Consider the following 25,171-nt stretch of genomic DNA (forward strand, 5'->3'; position numbering starts at 1 on the left):
CCGCCTGTACGGCGACTCCGAGGGACCTACCCTCATCTCTTGTGCAGCATAGCTGCACGAGGGAATTTCACCCCCTGTGCGCCTTCGTGGCACACGTTCATCGACATGTTGATGCACTGCGTTGCCGCGCATGGTATGCACATTCTCGTCAAAAGCCTACTCCACATGAATCAGCGCACGCTGGCGCGGACAATAACTGTAATGCTGTAAAGCGGAGAGCATGATAGGGTCATCAACTTCTGCTGCATCCATTAGTCATTCCCGAATAATTTGAAAATCACATCCTCTTTTGATAAGGAATGATGCTTTGCCACGTCGGTCAAAATGGATACCAGCGTGCCAATACGCAATGGATCATGCAAAGGTATCGTCAAATGATGCTTTTTCGGCAAATGGCATTCCAGCCGCACATGACTACCGGTTTGCCGGGTAATTCATACCCAAGCCGACCCAATGCTTTAATCAACCGCACACCGGATATATTGCGCGGCAGTTTCATGCCTGAATCACTCCCTCACGCACAAAATGCAGGAGAATCATCTCCGGTGCTTTTCCTTCATCAAAATGACAATGTACGGCATCGCGCACTTGCTGATGCAAGTTGGCAAGATCATCCACCTCGGTAAAAATCGATTCACCCAATGCGCGGGCGATATAATCGCCTTCCGGTACTTCTTCAACTAAGAATAAGATTTCATTCATAGTAATTCACCCCTTTTACCTATCCTTTCCTATGGTTAGCAGTCATTTCATGGGCATTTAATTGAAAGAACATCGTAACCCACCTTGATGAGACCTTGGATAACCAGCAGAGAAAAATTCTCAACGGTAAGCAATCTTCTAAGCTGCCTGTGCGGCAGCGAACTACGCACGATGGTGACGGGAGAATTGGGCGCCCAGCGGCTGCCGTCCGGAGCCGTTTGCGCACTGAAACGCTCTTTGGTCGATTCCACCAATTCCTCGCCGATTTCCAATAACGCCGGACGGGGGCGAGCGGCAGCCTGCTGCAGCCGGTTCAATGCATCCAGCACGTTTTTGCTATCGATCTCGATGACTATTTTCATGATTCAACACTATCAATTCACGTTTGACTTCTTCACCTAGGCAGCTTTTCCAATAGTCGTCGAACAGCCTGGCGTGCCGGTCTGCCACACGGCGCATGATATCGCCTTGCAGGAAACGTCCGCCACGATCGAACCAGCTTGCCAGCTCTAATAATAGCTTGCAGTCCGTGTCGACTTCTGCGCCTTGCAGTTCAAGCAACCATTTTTCGCGGGTTTGCATTGCCATTTTATGTTATATTCTAGTTTCAGAGGCGGAAACGTTTCGGACGTGTCGCTCAGGGGGCCGGATAACCGGCAGCATTGATAGCGCCGCCTGCCTATCTCTTGTTGGCATTCTTGATCACCATCGACAAAAGCGAAATTGCTTTTATCTTTTTTCCCATAATCTCAAAAACAATCCTGCGCTGTTCTCCGTTTACCATACGGGTCACGACGAATGTTTTATTACCTGGATTTGTTGTTCTGCTTTCAGCAATTTTCTCGTAATACAAAAGATCATCCATTAACCCGGTAAAATCCTCGGCTTGTATTGGCCGTTGCTTCCCACCATCGAAAGCCCGGCTTTTTTCTACATGCCTAACGCCATCAGACGGTAACAACACCAGGTAACCCGTCAAATCTTCACTAATGATTGGCTACATTTGTTCCGCATTCTCAACAAAACCCAGCCACAGGTTTTCTTTAACCTGTTTATCTGCCATTACTCTAGCCGCAAATCCAGCGACATCCTCCGTCGCATTGATGTAGCGGTTGATATCCCTGGTTAACGCCTTGCTGATAGCCTGGGGGTATCTGACCAGTTTGTTTTGCACCAGGGTACGTAACGAGGTATCTGTTTTTGCACCTGGCGCATAATCGAATCCGAGATCGATGCCTTTGGGTACAGTGTGCAGAGTGCCTTGGCTGTCTTTCTTGGTGGTGGTGCCGTCATCCGGCGCTTTGTCGCCCTTGTATTCTGAAGGCCGCACTGCCGTCACGCGGCAACGGCAGCCCCAACCGTTGGGCGGGAAATGTGTCTGCCACCAGGGATCATCTTTGTGCAGCACCAGACCTGACCAGCTCACATGCAAGGGCCTTGGGTGCGAGACGGTGTCGTTGTGGATGTATTTCCAGTAAGGACGGCGGGAGGCCAGATCAGGGTCATTGAGCTGCTGCATGCGGCCAGCGGCATAGCTGGTGGAAAGGTTGGTCTGGTAGATCACGCGCGTGCGCCAGGCTTCACCCTTCTTGCTGCCTTCCCCGGTCCAGCCGTGCCAGCCGTGGCGCCTGACGATATCGCGAAACCGTTCGCGGAATTTGCCGATTGATTCGCCGCGAGCGATGGCTTTGTCTGTCGCATCACGCAGATCGTCGAGCAAATCGGCCTTGGCGGCGCCCGCCACGATGTAGGCGCGGTCGTGCGCGCTCTTCCTGATATCGTCATAACGTTCGGTCGGCAGGTTGAGCTTCTTGCGAAAGAAATCGACCTGCTCTTTGAACGGCTGACGGAATACCCCGCGAATGGACGGATCAGTGGCGGCAGCCATGCAAAACACCCTTGATTTTCGCTTTTCTCACCATTTTTTAAAAATCCGCCCTTCATCCTCAATTCAAACACCCCCAAAAGTGGGGTTCAATACCGGTTCAATTTTGATTATTTTTTTTCAGCAATACCTTTATATGTCCCGAGCAAAAATAATCGATTGTAGCGCCTCTCAATCGATCTTGTTTTTTTACGACCCTTCATTCACATCGAAGCGCCCGGCCAGCTCCGCCGCAGCAAATCCCATGGCCATGATCTCGGTCAATTGCCCGATCTCCAGATCGCCATAACTGGCAAGCAGGTTATCCCTGAGCTGCTCTAGGCTTTCTGCCTGGTCGACCATGTTCTTTACCCGATCCATCATGCCCATCCATTCAGGGGCGGTTTCATCAATCATTTGCTCGGTCATGGGATCGATGGGGGTGGGGTCTTCGCTCTCGCCTTCCGCAAAACTCCCTCTCCCGTTGTTGGGAGAGGGTTGGGGTGAGGGTGCCCCCGGCCCGGATTGCGTGAGATTTTCGGCGGGGGGTTCGGCCTGCTGGCGTTCTTCCCACTCCCCACCGTATTTGTCGGTGATGTATTTCAAGGTGGGTTTGTAGCCCATCTCCGAGATCGTCTTGTCGCGTGCCACATGCGCATCCAGGTCTTCATCGTCGAATACCCGGTAAACCCGGGGCGGTACAGCGCCCGGGAAATTCCATTCCACCAGCCACTTCACGAGGGTGCGGTTCAGTCTCTCGGATAACAGATCCGAGTCAGCCTTGAGGATGGCGTCCTTGACGTTTTCCCGTTCAGCTTCTCCACCCAGTTTCCCTAGCGTACCTTTGACCGTGCCGCTTTGCCCCAGGCAAACCAATAAAATGCCTTCGTTCATGTTCTCGACAAACGTTTTATGATCGGCAGCCGAGCTGCGCAGCGCTTCCACCAGCGCCACTTCCATGCCTTGCGGGATGACTGTGGCGGAATCGCGCTGCATGGCGCGTAATGCGGCGAGCAGTTTTTCTTGCTCTGCCTTTTTCTAAGCTGCCTGTGCGGCAGCGAACTCCCAATCAGCACGATCAGAAACAACCGGTAATTTCTAAGCTGCCTGTGCGGCAGCGAACTCGGATGGCGGTAACCGCTGGTAATAACCATATTTCTAAGCTGCCTGTGCGGCAGCGAACTTATTAAATTTGCCCCCAGTCGACGCCGTATATTTCTAAGCTGCCTGTGCGGCAGCGAACCTTATTCAACGGCCGTTGCCGTTTTCTGTGCTTTTCTAAGCTGCCTATGCGGCAGCGAACAAAGGGGTATATACAGGATAAAACGCAGGAAGTTTCTAAGCTGCCTGTGCGGCAGCGAACAACAATGGCACGCTGTAGTTACATTAGACGGTTTTCTAAGCTGCCTGTGCGGCAGCGAACCTAGTAAATCGATCATTATAGCTATGCACACATTTCTAAGCTGCCTGTGCGGCAGCGAACCTACATTTAACTTTACTGGGCCCTATCAAATATTTCTAAGCTGCCTGTGCGGCAGCGAACTGACAATGGCACCGCTAAAGCCCGTAAATGCTTTTCTAAGCTGCCTGTGCGGCAGCGAACAGATATTCGATCAGGCGCTTCACTTCCTTTATTTTCTAAGCTGCCTGTGCGGCAGCGAACGCGTTCTGCCGCTGTTGGCTTGGGTGCTGGTATTTCTAAGCTGCCTGTGCGGCAGCGAACAAAATGGTTAAATTTTCGCTTTATTTGGTACTGTTTCTAAGCTGCCTGTGCGGCAGCGAACTTGATAGCGGCGGATTGCCCAATCATTACATCTTTCTAAGCTGCCTGTGCGGCAGCGAACATTTGAAAGCGAATCAATACGGGCTGATAACTTTTCTAAGCTGCCTGTGCGGCAGCGAACGTTCAGATTTCCCTAAGTCAAATAAGGTTATATTTCTAAGCTGCCTGTGCGGCAGCGAACTGAGATGTTCTCTCAACTCATGAATATCTACTTTTCTAAGCTGCCTGTGCGGCAGCGAACGAAAAAACGGGAGAAATAGACGGATTTAAGGTTTTCTAAGCTGCCTGTGCGGCAGCGAACCGATCAATATAACCAGCGCATCGAGGATTTTCCTTTCTAAGCTGCCTGTGCGGCAGCGAACTAGTTGTCGGGGTGCGGGAATGGGCTGGCGGCTTTCTAAGCTGCCTGTGCGGCAGCGAACTAGCATCGCCCACGCCTGAAATCGGGGTAAATTTTCTAAGCTGCCTGTGCGGCAGCGAACTACCTGGCGGGCAGTCATCTGGATTTTCGGGATTTCTAAGCTGCCTGTGCGGCAGCGAACTGAAAGTGTCCGTTCCGGCAGATTCTGTTATCTTTCTAAGCTGCCTGTGCGGCAGCGAACTCGATAGGGACTCTATCAGGAACGGTTTATCTTTTCTAAGCTGCCTGTGCGGCAGCGAACCTTCAGGTGTAGTCGGTCGTAATGCCGTAACATTTCTAAGCTGCCTGTGCGGCAGCGAACATGTTCTGCCAATGCCTGCTGCCATTCTTCAGTTTCTAAGCTGCCTGTGCGGCAGCGAACTAAATGTTACAAATCCCGAAGGAGGTCTAATATTTCTAAGCTGCCTGTGCGGCAGCGAACCGTCAGCAGGTACAGCAGCGAATGAGACAGCATTTCTAAGCTGCCTGTGCGGCAGCGAACTAATTAGAGTTAGCATTATTGACTACCCCCTGTTTCTAAGCTGCCTGTGCGGCAGCGAACAACCATTGCAGCGAGCTTGTTACCCGCACCTCTTTCTAAGCTGCCTGTGCGGCAGCGAACTAGCTTTGCAGGAATGAGTAGGGGGATTTGCATTTCTAAGCTGCCTGTGCGGCAGCGAACAGTACAGAACTATTACGAAGAGATTGACGAGTTTTCTAAGCTGCCTGTGCGGCAGCGAACTAGATTCTGCCGTTTCTGCCGTTGAAAAAGTTTTTCTAAGCTGCCTGTGCGGCAGCGAACAAATTAACAATACTAAAACGTGTCTGCCTGGCTTTCTAAGCTGCCTGTGCGGCAGCGAACGATGAAAACCTTTATAGTGATGGGGGATTTATTTTCTAAGCTGCCTGTGCGGCAGCGAACGTGCGGCTGTGCTCGAATTGCTTGCACTTTTTTTTCTAAGCTGCCTGTGCGGCAGCGAACCGCAGTGATTGGTATTGTAGCGATTATTCTATTTTCTAAGCTGCCTGTGCGGCAGCGAACCCTGAATTTGCAGAAATACACGTTTTTATTATGTTTCTAAGCTGCCTGTGCGGCAGCGAACTATCGCTAGTACCAATTGCGGTGGGCACCACATTTCTAAGCTGCCTGTGCGGCAGCGAACCGGAAGCTCACGCGATGAGATTGAGGGGCTATTTTCTAAGCTGCCTGTGCGGCAGCGAACAAGTTCATGGGCAGGGAAGTACCAAGTCACTTTTTCTAAGCTGCCTGTGCGGCAGCGAACTTAGAGCGTAACGATCCGACTGTTTTGGCTGTTTTCTAAGCTGCCTGTGCGGCAGCGAACAACAGGCAGCGGTAAAACAATGGGCGCGATATTTTCTAAGCTGCCTGTGCGGCAGCGAACGGAGGTGGACAATAATGCTAACTCTCATAACTTTTCTAAGCTGCCTGTGCGGCAGCGAACACGTGCCCTGACCCTGAAAACCCCGTTCTAGTTTTCTAAGCTGCCTGTGCGGCAGCGAACTTCGGCAAGATGCCCAAATGGGATTTGTCGAATTTCTAAGCTGCCTGTGCGGCAGCGAACCCAGGGTCAGGCGGAAAATAATAATAAATTGATTTCTAAGCTGCCTGTGCGGCAGCGAACTTATGTTGCCAAGTTCGGCAAGATGCCCAAATTTTCTAAGCTGCCTGTGCGGCAGCGAACGTCCTGTGCAATTGAGCGCGATTCAGCAAGATTTTCTAAGCTGCCTGTGCGGCAGCGAACTTATGTTGCCAAGTTCGGCAAGATGCCCAAATTTTCTAAGCTGCCTGTGCGGCAGCGAACTGGATGTGCAAGTAATTGCTGTTCCCCCATCTTTTCTAAGCTGCCTGTGCGGCAGCGAACGTATCCTACTAATTACCGCCGCACCAGGTGCATTTCTAAGCTGCCTGTGCGGCAGCGAACCAGCCGCTGGAACAGCTGCAACAGATACCAGATTTCTAAGCTGCCTGTGCGGCAGCGAACAACGCGCATTCATACATCGATAACCCCGCTTCTTTCTAAGCTGCCTGTGCGGCAGCGAACGGCGGGGTTTTTAACTTCGAGGGTTAAAAAATTTTCTAAGCTGCCTGTGCGGCAGCGAACGATAGGTAAAACGGACGAGCCGTTCTGAGTGATTTCTAAGCTGCCTGTGCGGCAGCGAACCGACCGTACAGATAGATGCGCCGTATGACGCCTTTCTAAGCTGCCTGTGCGGCAGCGAACGATAGGCCAGCGGGCGGGATTTACGACGTGCTTTTCTAAGCTGCCTGTGCGGCAGCGAACGCGGTGTTGAATGAAAAAGCGCCGTTTTGCGATTTCTAAGCTGCCTGTGCGGCAGCGAACTAAAACGTGGCTTGTTCGCTACGGCGGTGCTGTTTCTAAGCTGCCTGTGCGGCAGCGAACTGGCACATAAACGGGCGCGCTGGCGCCGGACTTTTCTAAGCTGCCTGTGCGGCAGCGAACGACGTCACGGTTAATAACGGGTATCCGCTGCTTTTCTAAGCTGCCTGTGCGGCAGCGAACCTAGCGCTGAAAAACCGAGCGGCCCTTGGGTGTTTCTAAGCTGCCTGTGCGGCAGCGAACTGCGCGATAGACGAATCGACTGACCCAGTAGCTTTCTAAGCTGCCTGTGCGGCAGCGAACGCCCCTGGTTGATCGCCGTGGCCGTGGTCATTTTTCTAAGCTGCCTGTGCGGCAGCGAACCGATATTTATCCGTCGATACCGATGATCGGGTTTTCTAAGCTGCCTGTGCGGCAGCGAACAAGGTATGACGCAGGGGAGGTTCTAGTCATGTTTTCTAAGCTGCCTGTGCGGCAGCGAACATTCTGTGAAGGAGACATAGAAACGCCCCTAATTTCTAAGCTGCCTGTGCGGCAGCGAACTCCGGCTTCGGGTTTTGCGAAGATTTCGCCCATTTCTAAGCTGCCTGTGCGGCAGCGAACTCGATCGCTTGTTCCATGATTGCGCCTACAGATTTCTAAGCTGCCTGTGCGGCAGCGAACTAAAAGAGAATAGTCATGTGCATTCTAGTTGTTTTCTAAGCTGCCTGTGCGGCAGCGAACGCTTGTGTAGGGAGTTTATAACCTTTCTTGATTTTCTAAGCTGCCTGTGCGGCAGCGAACTATCACAAGCCAGCGCGGAAAACCCGACAGGGTTTCTAAGCTGCCTGTGCGGCAGCGAACCTAGCGGTGCTGTACTGTGGTCATTTGGCCTGTTTCTAAGCTGCCTGTGCGGCAGCGAACATCAACCCCAATTTACCTTTCGCGCTTTCTAATTTCTAAGCTGCCTGTGCGGCAGCGAACGCTCATCTGCGTAGGCGTTTGATGTATCGGTTTTTCTAAGCTGCCTGTGCGGCAGCGAACAACCAATAAAGCTATGCTGGCGTGGCGTAAGGTTTCTAAGCTGCCTGTGCGGCAGCGAACCTCATGATCTCCCGCGCAATGCTAACCCTGATTTTCTAAGCTGCCTGTGCGGCAGCGAACTTACATCATGATCAAGTGTTTCCAGTTCTTCTTTTCTAAGCTGCCTGTGCGGCAGCGAACCATCAATTAGTTTGTACACTATATCCATCTTATTTCTAAGCTGCCTGTGCGGCAGCGAACGAAGAAAAATGGGCTAAACATAAACTAACGGTTTTCTAAGCTGCCTGTGCGGCAGCGAACGCCCAGCCAGCACGACAATGCGTTGTCTCGCATTTCTAAGCTGCCTGTGCGGCAGCGAACTAACCAGAACTCTTCTTCTTTGTGGGCATGCATTTCTAAGCTGCCTGTGCGGCAGCGAACTGACCCTCAGAATTGAGCCAGCTTTGGATATTTTTCTAAGCTGCCTGTGCGGCAGCGAACATTGATACCGCAGTAACAGACGTTGGAACTATTTTCTAAGCTGCCTGTGCGGCAGCGAACTTTTAAAATCGTAATCGTAGCATTATTATTCTTTTCTAAGCTGCCTGTGCGGCAGCGAACTTGCAGATCTGTAAAGGCCATATGCATCTTTTTTTCTAAGCTGCCTGTGCGGCAGCGAACAGCTTTGATGGGGTCGGCGATGTTCAACTAGATTTCTAAGCTGCCTGTGCGGCAGCGAACTCTAGGGAGGCTCGTTCTCGAAGCACGGCATCTTTCTAAGCTGCCTGTGCGGCAGCGAACTACGAGCAATGGCTAGCACAGCAAGAACTTGATTTCTAAGCTGCCTGTGCGGCAGCGAACACCAATTCATCAATCAATTCTTCCAATGCTTTTTTCTAAGCTGCCTGTGCGGCAGCGAACACTTAATGCCCTCATCAAAGAAATGGGGGGGATTTCTAAGCTGCCTGTGCGGCAGCGAACCTAGATGTTCTCTCAACTCATGAATATCTACTTTTCTAAGCTGCCTGTGCGGCAGCGAACTTCGATATGTTTAATGTAAGCTTTGAGCATATTTTCTAAGCTGCCTGTGCGGCAGCGAACGTAAAGAGTTGCCTGTGAGGCTAAACTTCTTATTTCTAAGCTGCCTGTGCGGCAGCGAACTTAAAACGAATTTCGGTAAAGCCGAAGCACTGTTTCTAAGCTGCCTGTGCGGCAGCGAACAAGGCCCCTTCTACCGGTTTTAATCATTCTTATTTCTAAGCTGCCTGTGCGGCAGCGAACCCCAGGCGGAGGTAAAACCGTTTTTGCCGTATTTTCTAAGCTGCCTGTGCGGCAGCGAACAAAGTCGAATGAACATCGTTACAGTGTTACTATTTCTAAGCTGCCTGTGCGGCAGCGAACAATATGATAATTGTGACTGGACTCATGTCATGTTTCTAAGCTGCCTGTGCGGCAGCGAACTAGCGAATCACAGGCTCGGGCGTTGATCCGTTTTTCTAAGCTGCCTGTGCGGCAGCGAACATCCGGCCTCGACCGCTTTTCTACAGGTTTCTTTTCTAAGCTGCCTGTGCGGCAGCGAACGATCCCGCTCGCGTTCTTCGTCCGGTATGAATTTTCTAAGCTGCCTGTGCGGCAGCGAACTAGAGCATCCGGTAACATTTGATTCAACCTCATTTTCTAAGCTGCCTGTGCGGCAGCGAACTTGTGTATCAAGTGCGGCGCTTGGGTGATTAATTTCTAAGCTGCCTGTGCGGCAGCGAACGGAATTAGGTGATACGTTTGTTTTACTACATATTTCTAAGCTGCCTGTGCGGCAGCGAACTTGCTGCTGACTGTCCAACTGTAACCGCAGACTTTCTAAGCTGCCTGTGCGGCAGCGAACGACCAAGGCCCACAACGACCCGTTTTGCGAGTTTTCTAAGCTGCCTGTGCGGCAGCGAACCGAAGCGCAGAAAGGCTCGTAATCCCTCCAGATTTCTAAGCTGCCTGTGCGGCAGCGAACATATAGAGCTTCTTGCCTATTCAGCATTCCTAGTTTCTAAGCTGCCTGTGCGGCAGCGAACTAGCTAGATTCTCGAGCGCCTTGTTCTTATCATTTCTAAGCTGCCTGTGCGGCAGCGAACAACGTTCTTCCCTTCATTTCCTATCATCCATGTTTCTAAGCTGCCTGTGCGGCAGCGAACTTATTCGCAGAAAAGAGCGAGCGAGCTAGGCTTTTCTAAGCTGCCTGTGCGGCAGCGAACAACGATGGGCGGCATGCCTTGAGGAATTCAGGTTTCTAAGCTGCCTGTGCGGCAGCGAACAGCAAGCGGTATGCTGAAACGCCTGGCGCGATTTTCTAAGCTGCCTGTGCGGCAGCGAACGTTTTGCTACTGATTGAAATCGGTAATTTTCTTTTCTAAGCTGCCTGTGCGGCAGCGAACTTACCATCTCACCGCTGAATATGATTGGTCTGGATTTCTAAGCTGCCTGTGCGGCAGCGAACTGAGAGAAAGGGTCTGCAATTTGTTGCCAGAATTTCTAAGCTGCCTGTGCGGCAGCGAACGGTAATCAGGATGAAGGAATTTATCTCTCATATTTCTAAGCTGCCTGTGCGGCAGCGAACAGCGGGTGTAGCTTTCCTTTGTTTTCTTGATATTTCTAAGCTGCCTGTGCGGCAGCGAACTTTAACGCACGTGTCATGCCCTGGCTGATCGTTTTCTAAGCTGCCTGTGCGGCAGCGAACAACACTCGATTCTTTAAACGAGATTCCACCAATTTCTAAGCTGCCTGTGCGGCAGCGAACGGTGATCTCCTGCGCATCCATGGCGAACGGTATTTCTAAGCTGCCTGTGCGGCAGCGAACGTGGATGGCCAGGGTAACGAAAATCTAATCCATTTCTAAGCTGCCTGTGCGGCAGCGAACGGAGGCGGCACTATTTTGTTAATCACGTTTTTTTTCTAAGCTGCCTGTGCGGCAGCGAACCCTTCTCCCAATCGACAAGAGTCGAAACAACTTTTCTAAGCTGCCTGTGCGGCAGCGAACTGAAGTATAGCATCCAAAGAACTATAAGCAGCAATCGTTTAATATGAAACCAAGCAAAAATCCCAATATTTTTCCAGCATCAATAAGTAACTGATTTTGTATGTATTGTTAAAGAGCGAAAAAAAATGGGTATAAAACTTACAAATAATCCGATAGCAGTTCCTGGCACCACTCTGGAACAGTTGCTTGTTTTAATTCAAGGCACCCATTGCGTATTACCGCTATTTGCTGAAACGGATTATCCGCACGAGAGTTATCCAAGATCGATGCTTGATCACATAATGGTAAAACCTGTTTTATCAATTGCAATACTCTGGGGATTCGCGCCTTAACTTTTTCATCCGGCACAGCGTGGCCGCCTTCGCTCATCCGCTGCGCTATACGCGCGAGATTGAGTTGTGTCTGTTCAAGGTGAATAAAGACCAGCACAATTTCGTAACCCAGCGCTTTTGCATTGGCGACAAAATCGATTTTAGAAGGATGCGAAAAAACGGTTTCAAAACAGAATGTGCGTCCTTCCTGTAAAAGCCGCAAACGAATGGCTTCGGCAAGCCTGGCGGCTTCATAGCTGTGTTGTTCGGGTTGATCAGGATGCAACTGCTTCGCCAGCACATCCGCATTGACAAAAGGCATGCCGAGCGGTTCAAGCTGAAGCCGGTAAAACGTGGTTTTTCCGGCACCGTTGCCACCTGCAAGCAGCCAGAGTTGTTTTTCCTTTCTCAAGCAGCGCTTTCAGTCAAGGGTATAAACTGGCCGTTCTGAAAACGGCCGGTTGCGATGTTGCCCTGCTGATCGATACGCTCCAGATACCCCGGATGTTTTGATGAAGCCTGATAACGGATCGCTGCGGATGTAACGCGCCCGGACAACGTTCCGTTTTTCCGGTCGCTCTCAAGTGTTCTAAAAACTTCATCCGGATCGACCGGAATGCCATAGACGGGTTCCACTTTTATTCTTGAAAGCCCCGACTTGACGGATAACATCACATCAGGATCCAGTGTATCAGCTACAGAACGCCCAAGCTCCGCCCAAAACTCTATCTGTTCGGCGGTGCTGCGATGAAAACGGTCAGCCGTCAGCTCTGCCGCCTTCATCAATTCTTCTTGCAACCGAATAGGGGATGTCGATTTTGCCAATGTGCACCTCATTTAATAAGTTAAGCAAGCCAATTGTAGCAATTTGCTACAATTCTTCTAAAGATTTTCGTATTTGTAGTTGAGCAAAACAGAGGATTGCTATCACTGTTTCGTCTGCACGTCATTGGATTTCCAGTTTCAGCATTCAGGTATAATCAGTTCTATATGCGGAAAGTAAGTGCTAAACCGTCCTTTATCACGCGTAATTAACCGGTAACCGGACACCGCCGCATGCGCGCCGATTAGAAAATCTGGCAAGACATTACTTTTCACGCCTTTTTTCTTTTTGTACTGGAGAAAAACCTTACCGGCCAGAAATAACGCTTCTTTCGGCAGCGATTGTAATGCAAACCCCAAGTGCTCAAACAAAGCTTCCACTTCTTCAATGGTTTCAAAACCGACAGAGCATTCGGCATAAATAATTGGGTTAATGATAAAAGTGTGTTGTCGATCCAATTGCTCAAGTGTAGATGCGCTCCATTCGAACCATCGGCTAGTGGATCAGCCAAATCCGTAACAATGCAGGTATCGATCATAATGCAGGCCATCTCTAATCTCTAGTTAAAGCCATGATTTCATCCGTACTCATAATTAATTTTGCGCTTTGATATGCGGTCCTGAAACGACTGACTTTTTCTTTGCCAGGTTCGGTTTTGGACAGATACCATCGTCCTTGCTCGTCCTGTAAAAAATCCACTTCAGTTTCCGCCGGAATGATTCCCATGCTTTCTCTGACTTTTTGCGGAATAGTGACTTGACCTTTGCGGGTAACATGCATAGCTTTCTCCTGTTATGAGTAATACTTGTATGGGTTTATGCAATTGTATTGGGTAGCGTCGATTGATCCGTAATGCGCCGTATTAACTATTTTATTCGAGGTGTTTAGGTTGCTAACATGGATAACCAAACCAGCCAAAACCTAAAATTCGGGAACGGTTGCTGTGGCGCTTAAACCATACGTTGTAAACGTTCCATCATTGCTATTTTCAACTTCACTTTTTTTGATCCATAAGCAAAACGTGTTGCTACTGCTCAAACTTTTTAGCCGAATAAACGGTGTCGGGATGGTTTGATGGGGCATTTCGCTGTAACTCATCAACGTTTTCTCGTATTTCATTCCTGCTTCAAGCTTTACACTCAATTCAACTTTACTATTCAACGCAGCCTCATAATCCATGTTGTGCCGTTTAGCATAGCGTCGCGCCAAGCGCTCCTTGCTTGTTTTAGGTTGTTCACGTTGATAAACGGCATAACCTTTGACTGCGTCTGGCACTGGGCGGATACCGGTGCAATGCACGTAATCGCTCATGCGGCTTAATCGTCTGGCGACATCAAACCGTGTCAGCGCAGCTTCGTCCGGAGCAAACAACCGAAGCTTGCTGCCCAGGACACCGAATTTTTCACCCATTTTGTACTCGGGAAACGATAGACCAATTGGTACGCGTTTTTGATCATCCTGCATTTCAACCAATCCAAGGTGGATTTGCTGAAAGGTTTTGGACCAGAGGAAATGCCGATTGATATCTGCATTGGGAATCAAAGTAATTTCCAGATAGCACCTCATGGTCTAGTCCTTGCCACTCTGGCCAAAAACTCCGCCGCGTACCAGAACAGCCATGACGTAATGTTGCTGAGTTTTATCGGCAAGCGATTCACCCAATGCGAAGCTGTCGAATAAAGTATAGAAATCAGCTTTGTCCTTAGGCGATCGAAAAGCTTTTCCAAGGTTTGTTACGGCTCCGTAAGGTTCAATAGCGATTGGCCCAATACCAATTTCCAAACTGTCATAGCCGGGATACCAAGTATCGATTGTGCGCAAGGCATTGCCTATTTTCTGGGAGTGTATTGCCGCTACACCATTAACTTCATACAGGATTTTGCTTTTGCTACCCTTGCCCTTGTCTAAAACCAGTTCTTCGCTAGGGTAAACTTCCTGCGCTTTTCCGACCAGTGCAAAGGCTTCGATGCTGATGAGTAGATAGGGCAAGCGTCCGCATAATGCTTCGGCAATTTTATCTGCGAGTTCTTGTAGATCCGGATTACTTGAATCGAAGCGATTTAGTGCAAAGTCTTTGGCGTTAAAGGTGAGTGTCTTAGCATTTCCGGTATCGACAATTACTTCGATTTTTTCCGCGCCTACCCGGTTGCGCCATAGATACCGTCCATTGGCAATGTTAGTGGCATAACGCCTGGATAATTCCTTAAAACCTTCATGCTCGATGTAGTTTTGCGCAACTTTCGGATAGGACTCGTTAAACTTAGGGCCGTTACTGGCTGAAGGTTTTTCTACTCCACCAAGAATTTTCAGTGTGAAATGAAGCTTCAAGGTATCTTGATTCTCACCTAATGCGCAAGCATCGACAGTTTGCAAATTAGGTTTTTCCACTTCAGCATTCAGTTTTAATGGATCACTCTGCAGTGCTGGCTTTAATCGATTGGAAATCGTGCCACGCACGGATTTTTCATTCAGTTTCAATGCAATCGCTTTATCCTTCTGGTGGCGTTCATTCCATGTTGTGCCATACAGATAGCCATCCGAAGATACCAGTTTCTTTTCAAAAGCCAATACGGTTGCGTCGTTTTTAACAGCCATGTTCAGTCTCCATAGATTGATGATAAGGTTTGACAAAGATATAAGTTTTGGTCAGGTACAACACGGTATTGCCAAAGCATGTCGTCCAATTTGGTGATACGATAAGGCATCTTGAATTCGCCCAATGTGATCACGCTTTCAGCAAAACGGTGCGGTGTGTTCCGGTCTCGTTGATTTTTGGCTATGCCAAGCTCGGAAATGCCTTGAAAACCGATGGCAATTGGCACTACCCAGCCCGTCGTTTTGCGCCGACTGCTCCAGGTGACTTTACCGTTCTCATTCTGAGTACTGCGATGCATGATCTTTAAATGATCGAGCAATGCATCCAGAGCATCTTTGTTTTCTTCCTGCATAGCTTTCCGCATCAAATCGCGGCGTTCGACCAACACATGCCCCAGCATCAAGCGATTGAGCAATTTTTTCTTTTCGTGCTCGTTATCTTCATCCACCGGCAGGACTTCAACCGGCTTAACGGTCAATACATCGCCGCTGGCCCATTTCATACGTTGAAGCTGGGCATCAACTAAATTTTTAAAACGATCATGATCATCACTGTCCAGCCCGTGAAATTCGACCAGCAAAGAAACTTCCAGATGACAGCGCGCTTCTTCGACGAAAGCCGGGCGACTGCCGTCTTTATCCAATGGATTGGCCGTTCCGACAATCGAATGCACGAAGTCACCCGTCCCTTTGTAAGTTTGCAAATCGAATCGATGACAACTCACTGCGACACCGATCAACTCAACCTCATTCAAGTCTTGCTGGCGAAGATGCCGCTGCAAAGCATGCACCGCTCCTAACCACGCTGTCACTGCCGGAAAGCCAATGGTATACGGACTGCTCATGGCATTGGCATTGTGAATTTTAAGGTACGGAATTAATAAAAAACGTCTCATGTTCATTTGAAAAACTCCTTATCGCTATCCAGTGCTTCCAATATGAGTTTTTTCACTTCAAGCAACTCGTCGTCACTCAGTTTCACTTGAGTGTCTTTGTGCAGATACTCATGGCTATCCAATAGCCATCTGGCAAAAGCTGCTGCAACTTCCTTCAACCAATCATCTTGATTCTGTCGCTGTTCCAGCTTGGCATCATCCAGCCATATTCGTTGAGCAAGTGGTAAATTTTGGTAATACTCCACCTCCGACCAACCTGAACCGGTCGCCCGAATATGGAAAGCCCGTTGCATAACCTGATCAATCAAAAATTTAAGCGTGTTGTGAATACCGTCTCGAATCGGCTTGTTATTGATGCCGCATTTGATGAGACGATCCAGGGTCTGGAAACTCTCCTGGAACTGCCACAGCCGTAAGCTATTCCTAAAAAAATTGCTTGTGGGGAGTCGAATCTGGCGTTGATGCAATGTAGGGGGAATGCTTGGCAGTAAATAGGCCAATCCAGCATTTTGATTATTGAGAACGCTGATGTTTTGCGGTTTAGTGCCGCCATACGCAGTAACTGTTAACTCCAGCAAATCGTCATAACCATGTTCGTGATACTCATTTTTTTTGCGAAATTCTCTGGCTTGCTGGATTGCTTCGGAAAAGCGCATAACATCAATCTGCGCTTTCAATTTTGTTAACAAACCGGATGGCGTTAGCAAAGAAAGCAAGTGATACTTTTCTTTAACTGGAAAATAGACTTGTTTGACTAATTGATCAGTTTTGTTTTCATTATCTATTTGTTTGACTGTAATAAAGCCTTCTTTCAAATTTTCATAACTGGCAGTTGATACAGACAATAAAGCTTGAATCTCCGCACTATTGCGTTCAAGGTGTTGCAAAACTGTTTGTCCATCTCCCATTGGTAAAGTGAGAAATTTGTATACATCCATTGCCGCCGCGTTACCGAACACATCAAGCTCATATTCGACATTACCACTTCGCAAATAGCCATCCTGTCCTGATTTACCTATTGCGATAATTGAAGTTGTTTTTGCGCTTGGATGGCTAAATTTTCCTGGGTGACTGACTATCGATAACCAAGCAGCACGTTTGGCCGCATCCGGCAGCCAAGTAGTCAGAGAAAATTTCTCATTTGCTTCCGCAACAAGATTTCCTTGCTCCTCATCACTCATTGACGTTTTTACTCGAGCTTTCAACCAGTTTGCCTTTCGTTCTTCAAAAAATGATTGAATATATTGATTCATAATAAGATTCCTATGTAATTGCGTTGCGCTTTTTACAATTGAAACAAACCCAGTTGATCCGAATAAAACCACTTGCGATCATTGTTATCGCGTTTGGGAAACGTAATTTCTCCATAGCGCTCCGATTTTTTTGCAATTAACTGCTCAATGTCATTATCGAATTGATTTTCGGTATCAATCTGTTCAAGCAATGCTTGCCGGTAATCTCTTTCCAGCCACAACCTGGAACGCATTGTTTCCGTCATTGCATCATGTTTGGTAATGTCATTTCTTGATTGACGAGAAATCAATTCGCCGCGTTCGTCCTTTTCACAAAACACCGCTTTACCGTCTCGCAAAACCAGATACAAATTCATGTCCGGTTCGCTCTCACGAAATCGGTTCAGTTGTTGCGGCACGGCAGTCAGCCACCAGCATTCGCTAAGCCATGCTTGTAAGCATTGCGGGCCTTTCTGGTCATATCGCGTTAATGCCAGATGCATTGCCTGGTGCTCCAGATCGGCCAGGCGTTGGTTGGGTTGTATGGATTCCGGTTGCTGGATGCGGGGAACGGCATTGACTACATGGTTTAAAGCAGTTTCATCGATCAATTGGCAAAGGTCATGCGTTGTCAACCGTAGCGTTTTCGCCGTTTCGTAACCGGGGCGGCAATAAGCCGGTCTGTCATCCTGGCGTAATGCATTCAGGTTGTATTGCATGACAGCGATATTAGCTTGCTCGACGCCGCCTTGCCGGTGTCGTCGCACGCGTCCGGCTAATTGAATGATGGAGCGGAAGGAAGACGGCTCGATGATTGCCCAATCGAAATCGTGGTCCCGCCCAATTTCTTCGACTGGGGTAGCTACCAAGATAAACATGACATGCTCGGCATGTGTTTTATCAAGGTGATGCCGAATAAGTGGATCTTTTAATCCTTCCGGTATTTTGCCGGGTTTTTCCTTGCGCTTTAATACCTTATCCAGGTGCTTTTCCTGTTCATGACGCAAAAGCAAAACCTGTCGGCTGTGATAAGCCATGATTCTGGGTGCGCAACCTTCTTCCCATTCGGCTTTTAGTAAAAATTGTGTTAGCGCCACACAAGGTGAAATATTCGCTGTGCGGATGACACCAAAAGACACCTTCTTGCCGGTTTTCTCATCAATCGTATGATGACTGCCATGAAGATGACAAATAGTCTGGCGGATTTTTTCAAAATAGCGCTGTTGCCGTGACAATTCATCATTTTTTTCCGCGAGCAAATCGTCGCACCGTACGATAAAAGCTTTGCGCTTAACCACTTGTTGCTGCAAATTGGCTACCCGTTTATCGATAAATTGCCGGTGCAGGCTCTGATACTGGCTGCAACGCTTCTCTGCATCACTTTGATCGACTCGCTCCACGCGGGCAGTGAATTCATCAATCCACACACAGGCAATTACGGGGCTTGCTTGCTTGAAATGAACGTGCAACTGCCATCCAGCCTGATAGGCATTAAAAAAACCTTCCGCTAATGCCGGGGGGATAGTGGCCGAGGAGATCATAACTTTCCTTCCGAGCATACCGGCGAGATGAATCAGGCGGCCGATGGCGACCAAATCGGTACCGTCAAAATCATCGACCTCATCAATCACTAAATCCGATGACAGCAACCGCAGGCAGGGAAGAATATACTTCCCGCCACGTAAAGTCTCGGTGGCGGCAATGATATGATCAATGGTGCAAGCCAGTACCGGTTTATATAAAAACGCTTTGTGTTTTTCAGCGAGCTTCGGTTGTTTTTTAGGAAACAACACATCCAGAAATTCTGCGGTAGGCGCATCGCCATAATCCAAATCTTCTTCTAATAATTGTTCCAGTGATTCCGCGCCTAATTCCTCAAAAACCGGTTCTTGCTCTTGCTTTGTCTGTATCTGCTCGTGCAACTCTTTAACTGCTGCCGAGCCGATCAAAACAGCCAGTTCGTCATTTTTCAAACCAATACGATAGCGGTATTCGTCACCGGTTTGCAGTGTCAAAGTACGCAATCCCAAAGCCAGAATGTAGCGCAAGCTTTCACCATCATCGGACAAGGCGCGCATGATCTTGGCATTGGCAATGGTTTTACCGCACCCGGTGCTGGCCATATTCACAACAAACCAACCATAGTCTTGCTCTTGCAAAGCCTCATGTTGCGTCTTGAATTGTTTGATGTTTTCAACGGCTTTATCCTGCCATTCAAATCCGGCAGGGCTTTTTTGTTTTAGCGCTTTAATATCGTAGGCGGACTCCATTTCCGATGAAAAACGCGACAAGGTCTGACTGATTCTCAACGCATGTTCACAAACACGAACCAGATGTTCGTCGAGTTTTTGTTTGTAATTACGTTTTTCATCGGTATTAGCGAACAATGTTACAGAACTTTGCCAAGCATTATCCGCCGGACAGGAAGAGTAATAATGATCGCCCAGCATCAAGCACAAGCGCGCATGATGCAATAACAACCGATAGCCGCCATTGTCGAGTAATTGCTGAATTTGCGGTTGCGCTTGCAATAAACGGTTTGACCATTTTTTCAAGTATTTGAGCCATTGCGAAGATTGAGAAAGCAAGCCATCGGGAAATTCAAAACAATCGGCCACGCGTTTTTTATACTCCGTTTCGTCGAATTTGTTTTGATAACCCCACTCCGGCATGATGCTTTGCAAAACTCGCTGAACTGTATCCCGCTTCTTATAAGAACTTTGATCACGTTCTGAAACACTTTCATATTCTGGCTTTACGCGGAAAGGAAGACGATGATGAGAAACCACCAACCAAGCAATCATTTGCGCCAGCGGCGGTAAATCCGCCAAGGGTTTGGTAACATTCTGCGTGACAATTGTTTTTAAAGCTTGCTCATCCAATTCACCCGATTGCAATAAGCTTAGCCAGGCTTCATCGCTATTACCCGCATGTCGAACCAAGGCATTTAATAACAGGCATGAAATCCATTCATGACGTAAGGGATCGCCCTTGGCGGTTCCGGATTTGAGTTTGGTTTGAAACAAAGCGGTTGCCTTGCCCCAATCATGCAACAAAGCAGAGACAGCTACCAACGCCTTGATAGCGGGTAAATAGCTCCAATTATTCTCCCATTGATTGTTAAGCAGGTTTTTAGCCGTGGAATTCACGGGAACAATCCCTTGTGCATTGAATCGCCTGCGATTCCCCACAATCCAGACCAACTCGCTGCGACTCCGGCTGCGTATCCAATGGCAGGAAACGGCAGTATTCTTCGTTGCAGTTTTGCGCAGCAGGGTTTTGACAGCGATCAAACCTTCTTCCGTGATCACGGTTTGCCAGGTGTTGTTGCCGATACGGTTGGCAAAGGCATCCAATACCCGCCGGGTGCGATTGAGCGCTTTTTTCTCGCATTGGCTGATGAAGGTAACCATCATAATATGGTCAACCTTGTTGTAGAGAGATACAGATATAAATTAGGCTGCCTGTGCGGCAGTAAATACAACGTTTTAATATTTCTAAGCTGCTTGTACAGCAGTACTGAGAATTTAATCATAGTTTTGCTAATATGCCGAGCTCGAGTAAACAAAGAGCAAAATGAGTATCAAAAAACAAAGAATACGCTTTAGCACGTATTGAGACTCCGGTAGTATTTAACTGGAGCAATCTTAGCATAAATTTCATCCTATTATAACGTAGTAAAATTAATGCAAGTTTCCTTAACACGCTCGAACATGAAATCCATGGCTTTGTGTTCGGTAAATTTTTGCAGGATTTGCTGGCGGAATTCCTGTTCGCTCATTTTTTCCTTGGCACAAACGAAAGCCCAAGGCAGGACGATGGCGTCTTTGATCAGATCAGCCACGTCGAACACCAATGCACCGCGGCGGGTTTTGCCGTGCATCACGGCGAAACCATGCGGTATCCCCAGCACCCAAAGCGTACTTGCGGCAAGGCCGTAGGCCAGGTAATTGCCGTGATTCAGAAAGGCATTCGCGCTGTCGGCGCCATCGTAATTACGAGCAAAGTCTTTATGCTGGGTGCGGCTGACGGCGGATTTGTAGAGGTTTTTGGTGAGTTGCGCTTCAATCAGTAATAATTCTGTTACGTTACCGGCTTGCTCTACCTTGCTGGAATAACCTGAAAATGCCTGCTGAATGTCGAGATCGTCAATAAAGAAACCTTCATTTTTCAAATCCTTATCTTTGGCCCAAACTTTTTGCAGATATTCGATGCGAAGCAACTGGAAATGTTTGGCGACTTTCAGGCGCTGCGTTTCATTGAACCAGAACGCTAACCATCCTTGAACATATTCCGTGGGCCGGTATTCGCTTTGTGGTGTAAGCCATTCAATTTCTGTTCCCATCAGCAGAGGCGTGCCGCCGCCCCCGCTGAAGCCGATCAGCACACCTGCCGAGGCCAGCATGCGCACCGCAGCCTGTGTAATTGATGTACCGGTGCCCAGCAGTACGACAGTGGTATTGGCAATCGGTATATTCCAATACAACTGCTCGTCTTTGGCTTCCGTCAAATACAGCACCCGTCCATCCTTCTGCATGATGCGGCATTTCTCGAGATAGTAAATATTAGCCCGCTTGGAATGTAATATCGCTTTCAGGTCTGTCAATTGTTCCATTTTTTACGCAACCTTTTATCTTGATTTCAGAACAGTGAAGTAAAGATGTTCTCTCACACTTTCCATCTCACCTCCACCGCTATCCACTCCCACGGATTATTACTTTTCTTCAACCCTGTTATCAAAGCTGACAATGTTTCGCCGCGGTCCATCAGTTGCGCTACTGCGGCGTTGTCGATCCGCGGGATATAACCCAGCTTTTTGCCCTGTCAGTCGATGCGCACTGCGCGTTTGTCATATGGATTGCCGGTTTCCCGTATCAGCGGGATCGGCTGGCCGGTGGCAAGTTGCGGCCACAGCGCCTCACCCTGGTAATATTGAAATCCCGCCACCGGTGAGACTTGCAGGATTTTCCAATCGGCATCCGGCGGTTTGAATAACGAATTCGGTTTTGTTTGCGCCATTGCAGATAGCGCAACTCCGCCCAGCAATGCCACTAGTGATTGCAGAAATACGCGCCGCGACATGAATTTTTTCCTTGTCTAAAATGTCTGATTCGATTATCCCTACCCACAGGCTCAAAATCTGAGCCTGTCCCTACTGTATTTTTGCAGCGCTGCTTGCAATCGATGGATGACTTCCTGGCGAAGATCGGCAAGTTCTAACACTTCTACCCCCGCACCATGCTTCAGAATATCCATCACCAGCTCGCTGGCGTCGGCATAGGGGATGCGCAGTTCATAGCTGCCATTCGCGGCCGTTTACCCTCCTACCGGGGTAAACATAGTCCACTCACTTGATCGTCGCAGCTAAGCATCCAAATTTTTGTTCAAATTGCCACCACGCCACAGAGTAGCGCACAGAAAAAAATATTTGATGTAACCTATCCATGTATTACAGGTGGTCCGTGCCGGGCAAACGTGTTTGCTTTTATTACAGCATGGTGCAACTTGGATCTAAACGGCCAAATCCCTGCCCTTTTAGCCGTTAATTCTGAATTTGAATGGCGTCTTTTCTTGCTAGGCCATAGATGATGGGGTCATGTTCGATATCAGTTAGATGAGGATATAGCTGACTTTCGTCTATTCATGGCATGATTCTTTGTGCTTTTTACCAAAAGAGCCTTTAAATTTGCGGATTCATTCTTTCAACCCGAGCCGCTCGCGCAGTTCGGTGAAAATGGCGGGATCGATGGGGGGTTTTGCATGCTGATTACTCAGCTCGAAGTCGCGGATCAGGGCTTCGACCATTTCCCTGCCATCTTTGGTTTTGATCGCTTGTAACGGTGTTTTTCCCTTCAGCGCTGGGAGCTTTTCTTCCGGCCATCGGCGATAATGCTCGCGTAATATTTCTGTTATCTGTGCCTGCACTTCGGGGTGGGCGTGCAGTTGATCCAAATCTTCCCGATGCTGCTTGGCATGCGCTGTTTTGCTCCCTTTTTTTGCCTGCGCGAGCATCGCTTGAGGGGATTCGATGACGCTGGTTTTGTAATGTGCCGTTGGCAGCAACTTATCCATGAGCTGGCGGAACCTTAGGGCGCGGCTTTCTGAATTGACTTCGGCAGTGAGCTGCTTTCCTTCGATCTTGATATGCCCAAGCACGCTCTTGCCTAGGGATGGGTCGTTGCCATCGGCTTGTTTGAGCCAGGGTAATTCGACGCTACGTAATTCTCCCTCCGGGCTGAATTGCGCATCGGCCAGTAATTCATCCTCCCGCATATCATTAACATGAGATTTCAACGCATCAAATGCAACTTGCGGTGACGGGATATCGTAGATCAGCTGCTGAAACAACAAGGGGCTGCCCTCACTGTTTTGCAGTCGCGGCATGCTGGGATGATGGAGCCGGTAGTATATTTCATGATAAATCTGCAGCATTTCATCGTCGAAATCCTTAAGAGTAATCGGGTCTAGCGAACCACATTCATCTTCAATTTCCTGGCGTAATTCAAGAATGCTGAATTTTTCGGTAGGCGGAAACAATAGCGACGCGCTGCCTTCCAGTAGGGCCAAGTTATCGATTTTGACCACTTTGGCAAACAGGATATAGCCTGCCTGCGCATGGCGAGAACCAGAGTGTTCAGTGACATCCAGCTCCTCTCCGGTAAAGATATCGCGTAAAACAAAGCCCTCTCCCGGGCGCACCGAAAGAATGTCGTAAAAACTGAAAGGGGCCGCACAGCATTGCTCGAGGTAGCGCACCAGCAACGGGTCTTGCTGATGACCCTGTTTCTCCAGAAACAATTGAGCGATTGGACGCAACTCGCTTTCTTCATCGGCTGCTTCAGCATGAAATGGCAGCCAATCGAAAAAGAACCAGGGCATAAACACTTGCAAGTGCGGAGATTTAACCGAAAAATCTTCATCCTCCAGAAAGATGAATTCATCCCAGGCTTGCAATAAAGCATCTCGTCCATACTGTTTTTCAGTAAATTTCAGCAGCTTCTCGGGCATATCCTGAATCGCGTGTTTCACCCTGTGCCAGAAGAAAGTCTCTTGATTCACCACTTCGTCTTTTCCCATACAGCACTTCTTGTATTTTTTTCCACTCCCGCAAGGGCATGGATCATTGCGTCCTGCTTTCATATCACATCCTTTTGAATACAATGTTCTAGCCAATCATGCTAACAGCTCGTTTGAAAACTATCTGCATTACCACCTTTTGATTGTTGCTCACGGGAATAGAACAACCGTCCCTCCATCTGAATTTTGTTTTTGAATCGCGCATTGGTCAACTTGTCCCAGTGCACTAGATCAACTTTAAATATCAAGGGTAAATCATCAATGGCACGCCATAAATGATTAAACGTTTCATGGTCCATGGTCGGGGCGATGACTGCCATGTCAATGTCAGAGCTGTCCTTATTTATCCCTTTAGCTCGCGAACCGAAGATAAGCACACGGTTTATCTCTGGATAATGCATAAAGACCCGGTGGAAGTCTGCGATAATATCGGGCGCCAATCCAAAAGTCAGGGTAGCTTTGTTTGCCATGTGCCGACTTCCGCTGCCAACTGCTGAAACAAAGGCAGCCCTTGCTTCACGATATATTGATAAATCTCCTTTGCCAGCGTTTCGTCGTAAGTACGGCTGGTCAAATTACGGCGGCTTTGTAATTGGCTCCATGCATTCCCGTCGTGCATAAACCCAGCTTGCAGAGCCTCTTGCAGTACTTGCCGCGGGGTTGCGGCCATAATGGCTTCGGCTTCCAACTGCAATTTAAGCATTTTCCATGCCAGTTCATAGGTAAACCCAAAACGTTGTATAACCGAATCACGAATGAACTCATCCTCGGGTTGACGTACAGCTTTCTCCAATTGGCGCACAGCCTTGAGATAGTCCGCTATTCGTTCTTGCAGTCGGTCCCGGTACATAAATTCTCCTTGCGCAACTGATGCGTGAAAAGCTACGTTCAGTACATCGTTTTAATTGTTTAGCATTCAACGAAGCTGGCTAAATGAGCTTATAACAAACACATTCTAACGATTCAACTTGCTCATTTATACTCATCGCACCTCAAAATTCGGTTTTTTTCATCCCTCATCCAGCCCAGCGAGTAGAAAGTATAGATGACGAATTTTGAGGCGTGCAGCCCATAATCTTTCAAGCGATTCTGGCTGATACC

The 25,171-nt window shown here is 48.5% G+C and carries 21 protein-coding genes, 2 pseudogenes and 1 CRISPR repeat array; all 23 genes and pseudogenes read right to left on the minus strand.

Annotated elements, in window-relative coordinates; all coding sequences use genetic code 11:
• Nucleotides 1-251 precede the first annotated feature (251 nt).
• Entirely contained in the window at nt 252-410 is a 159-nt protein-coding gene (locus C8R30_RS16625) for a hypothetical protein (protein WP_420812383.1), read from the minus strand.
• Entirely contained in the window at nt 371-499 is a 129-nt protein-coding gene (locus C8R30_RS16360) for a hypothetical protein (RefSeq protein ID WP_258191920.1), read from the minus strand. The genes C8R30_RS16625 and C8R30_RS16360 overlap by 40 nt, the downstream gene beginning before the upstream one ends.
• The gene (locus tag C8R30_RS02595) at nt 496-702 is read right to left on the minus strand and encodes a 2-oxoisovalerate dehydrogenase (protein WP_090669741.1); all 207 of its coding nucleotides are present in this window, start codon (nt 700-702) and stop codon (nt 496-498) included. Before C8R30_RS02595 ends, C8R30_RS16360 begins: the two co-directional genes overlap by 4 nt.
• 47 nt (nt 703-749) lie before the next feature.
• Nucleotides 750-1,064 (minus strand): phage virion morphogenesis family protein, encoded by a 315-nt coding sequence (locus C8R30_RS02600; protein WP_107789482.1) that lies wholly within the window; start codon nt 1,062-1,064, stop codon nt 750-752.
• The gene (locus C8R30_RS02605; protein WP_107789483.1) at nt 1,039-1,290 is read right to left on the minus strand and encodes a hypothetical protein; all 252 of its coding nucleotides are present in this window, start codon (nt 1,288-1,290) and stop codon (nt 1,039-1,041) included. The genes C8R30_RS02600 and C8R30_RS02605 overlap by 26 nt, the downstream gene beginning before the upstream one ends.
• Before the next feature lie 91 nt (nt 1,291-1,381).
• The gene (locus C8R30_RS02610) at nt 1,382-1,681 is read right to left on the minus strand and encodes a hypothetical protein (protein ID WP_107789484.1); all 300 of its coding nucleotides are present in this window, start codon (nt 1,679-1,681) and stop codon (nt 1,382-1,384) included.
• 18 nt (nt 1,682-1,699) lie between these two features.
• Nucleotides 1,700-2,590 carry a phage head morphogenesis protein gene (locus tag C8R30_RS02615; RefSeq protein ID WP_107789485.1) on the minus strand — a complete coding sequence of 297 codons (891 nt, stop codon included), beginning with the start codon at nt 2,588-2,590 and terminating at the stop codon, nt 1,700-1,702.
• Between the two features lie 186 nt (nt 2,591-2,776).
• Nucleotides 2,777-3,586: pseudogene (locus tag C8R30_RS02620) on the minus strand (phage portal protein family protein); the annotation flags it as partial.
• 15 nt (nt 3,587-3,601) lie between these two features.
• Nucleotides 3,602-11,136: direct repeats of the CRISPR family, unit length 28 nt; unit sequence TTTCTAAGCTGCCTGTGCGGCAGCGAAC.
• 138 nt (nt 11,137-11,274) lie between these two features.
• The gene (locus C8R30_RS02625; RefSeq protein ID WP_090668262.1) at nt 11,275-11,859 is read right to left on the minus strand and encodes an ATPase; all 585 of its coding nucleotides are present in this window, start codon (nt 11,857-11,859) and stop codon (nt 11,275-11,277) included.
• Entirely contained in the window at nt 11,856-12,272 is a 417-nt protein-coding gene (locus C8R30_RS02630) for a TA system antitoxin ParD family protein (RefSeq protein WP_090668265.1), read from the minus strand. The genes C8R30_RS02625 and C8R30_RS02630 overlap by 4 nt, the downstream gene beginning before the upstream one ends.
• A 138-nt stretch (nt 12,273-12,410) precedes the next feature.
• Complete coding sequence (locus C8R30_RS02635) at nt 12,411-12,728, minus strand: type II toxin-antitoxin system VapC family toxin (RefSeq protein ID WP_218143439.1); 318 nt, start codon at nt 12,726-12,728, stop codon at nt 12,411-12,413.
• A gap of 94 nt (nt 12,729-12,822) precedes the next feature.
• Nucleotides 12,823-13,050, minus strand: coding sequence for an AbrB/MazE/SpoVT family DNA-binding domain-containing protein (locus C8R30_RS02640; protein ID WP_090668268.1), 228 nt, complete (start codon nt 13,048-13,050; stop codon nt 12,823-12,825).
• Nucleotides 13,051-13,191: 141 nt separating this feature from the next.
• Complete coding sequence (cas6f, locus tag C8R30_RS02645) at nt 13,192-13,836, minus strand: type I-F CRISPR-associated endoribonuclease Cas6/Csy4 (protein ID WP_107789486.1); 645 nt, start codon at nt 13,834-13,836, stop codon at nt 13,192-13,194.
• Nucleotides 13,837-13,839: 3 nt separating this feature from the next.
• The gene (csy3, locus tag C8R30_RS02650; protein ID WP_107789487.1) at nt 13,840-14,865 is read right to left on the minus strand and encodes a type I-F CRISPR-associated protein Csy3; all 1,026 of its coding nucleotides are present in this window, start codon (nt 14,863-14,865) and stop codon (nt 13,840-13,842) included.
• A gap of 2 nt (nt 14,866-14,867) precedes the next feature.
• Entirely contained in the window at nt 14,868-15,767 is a 900-nt protein-coding gene (gene csy2, locus C8R30_RS02655; RefSeq protein ID WP_219908811.1) for a type I-F CRISPR-associated protein Csy2, read from the minus strand.
• Nucleotides 15,764-17,014 (minus strand): type I-F CRISPR-associated protein Csy1, encoded by a 1,251-nt coding sequence (gene csy1 / locus C8R30_RS02660; protein ID WP_107789488.1) that lies wholly within the window; start codon nt 17,012-17,014, stop codon nt 15,764-15,766. Before csy1 ends, csy2 begins: the two co-directional genes overlap by 4 nt.
• A 32-nt stretch (nt 17,015-17,046) precedes the next feature.
• Nucleotides 17,047-20,409 (minus strand): type I-F CRISPR-associated helicase Cas3f, encoded by a 3,363-nt coding sequence (cas3f, locus tag C8R30_RS02665; RefSeq protein ID WP_107789489.1) that lies wholly within the window; start codon nt 20,407-20,409, stop codon nt 17,047-17,049.
• A gap of 251 nt (nt 20,410-20,660) precedes the next feature.
• Nucleotides 20,661-21,608, minus strand: coding sequence for a type I-F CRISPR-associated endonuclease Cas1f (gene cas1f, locus C8R30_RS02670; protein ID WP_107789490.1), 948 nt, complete (start codon nt 21,606-21,608; stop codon nt 20,661-20,663).
• 209 nt (nt 21,609-21,817) lie between these two features.
• Nucleotides 21,818-22,075, minus strand: a complete 258-nt coding sequence (locus tag C8R30_RS16070; protein WP_218143440.1) for an HIRAN domain-containing protein — start codon at nt 22,073-22,075, stop codon at nt 21,818-21,820.
• A gap of 51 nt (nt 22,076-22,126) precedes the next feature.
• A pseudogene (locus tag C8R30_RS02680) lies at nt 22,127-22,291 on the minus strand (WCX domain-containing protein); the annotation flags it as partial.
• A 396-nt stretch (nt 22,292-22,687) separates the two neighbouring features.
• Nucleotides 22,688-24,133, minus strand: a complete 1,446-nt coding sequence (locus C8R30_RS16365; protein ID WP_107789492.1) for an SEC-C metal-binding domain-containing protein — start codon at nt 24,131-24,133, stop codon at nt 22,688-22,690.
• Nucleotides 24,134-24,171: 38 nt separating this feature from the next.
• The gene (locus tag C8R30_RS02690) at nt 24,172-24,540 is read right to left on the minus strand and encodes a nucleotidyltransferase domain-containing protein (RefSeq protein WP_107789493.1); all 369 of its coding nucleotides are present in this window, start codon (nt 24,538-24,540) and stop codon (nt 24,172-24,174) included.
• Nucleotides 24,519-24,920: an HI0074 family nucleotidyltransferase substrate-binding subunit gene (locus C8R30_RS02695; protein WP_107789494.1), complete on the minus strand. Its 402-nt coding sequence runs from the start codon at nt 24,918-24,920 to the stop codon at nt 24,519-24,521. Before C8R30_RS02695 ends, C8R30_RS02690 begins: the two co-directional genes overlap by 22 nt.
• Between the last annotated feature and the right edge of the window lie 251 nt (nt 24,921-25,171).

The organism is Nitrosomonas nitrosa, assembly GCF_003051105.1.
Classification (GTDB): domain Bacteria; phylum Pseudomonadota; class Gammaproteobacteria; order Burkholderiales; family Nitrosomonadaceae; genus Nitrosomonas; species Nitrosomonas nitrosa.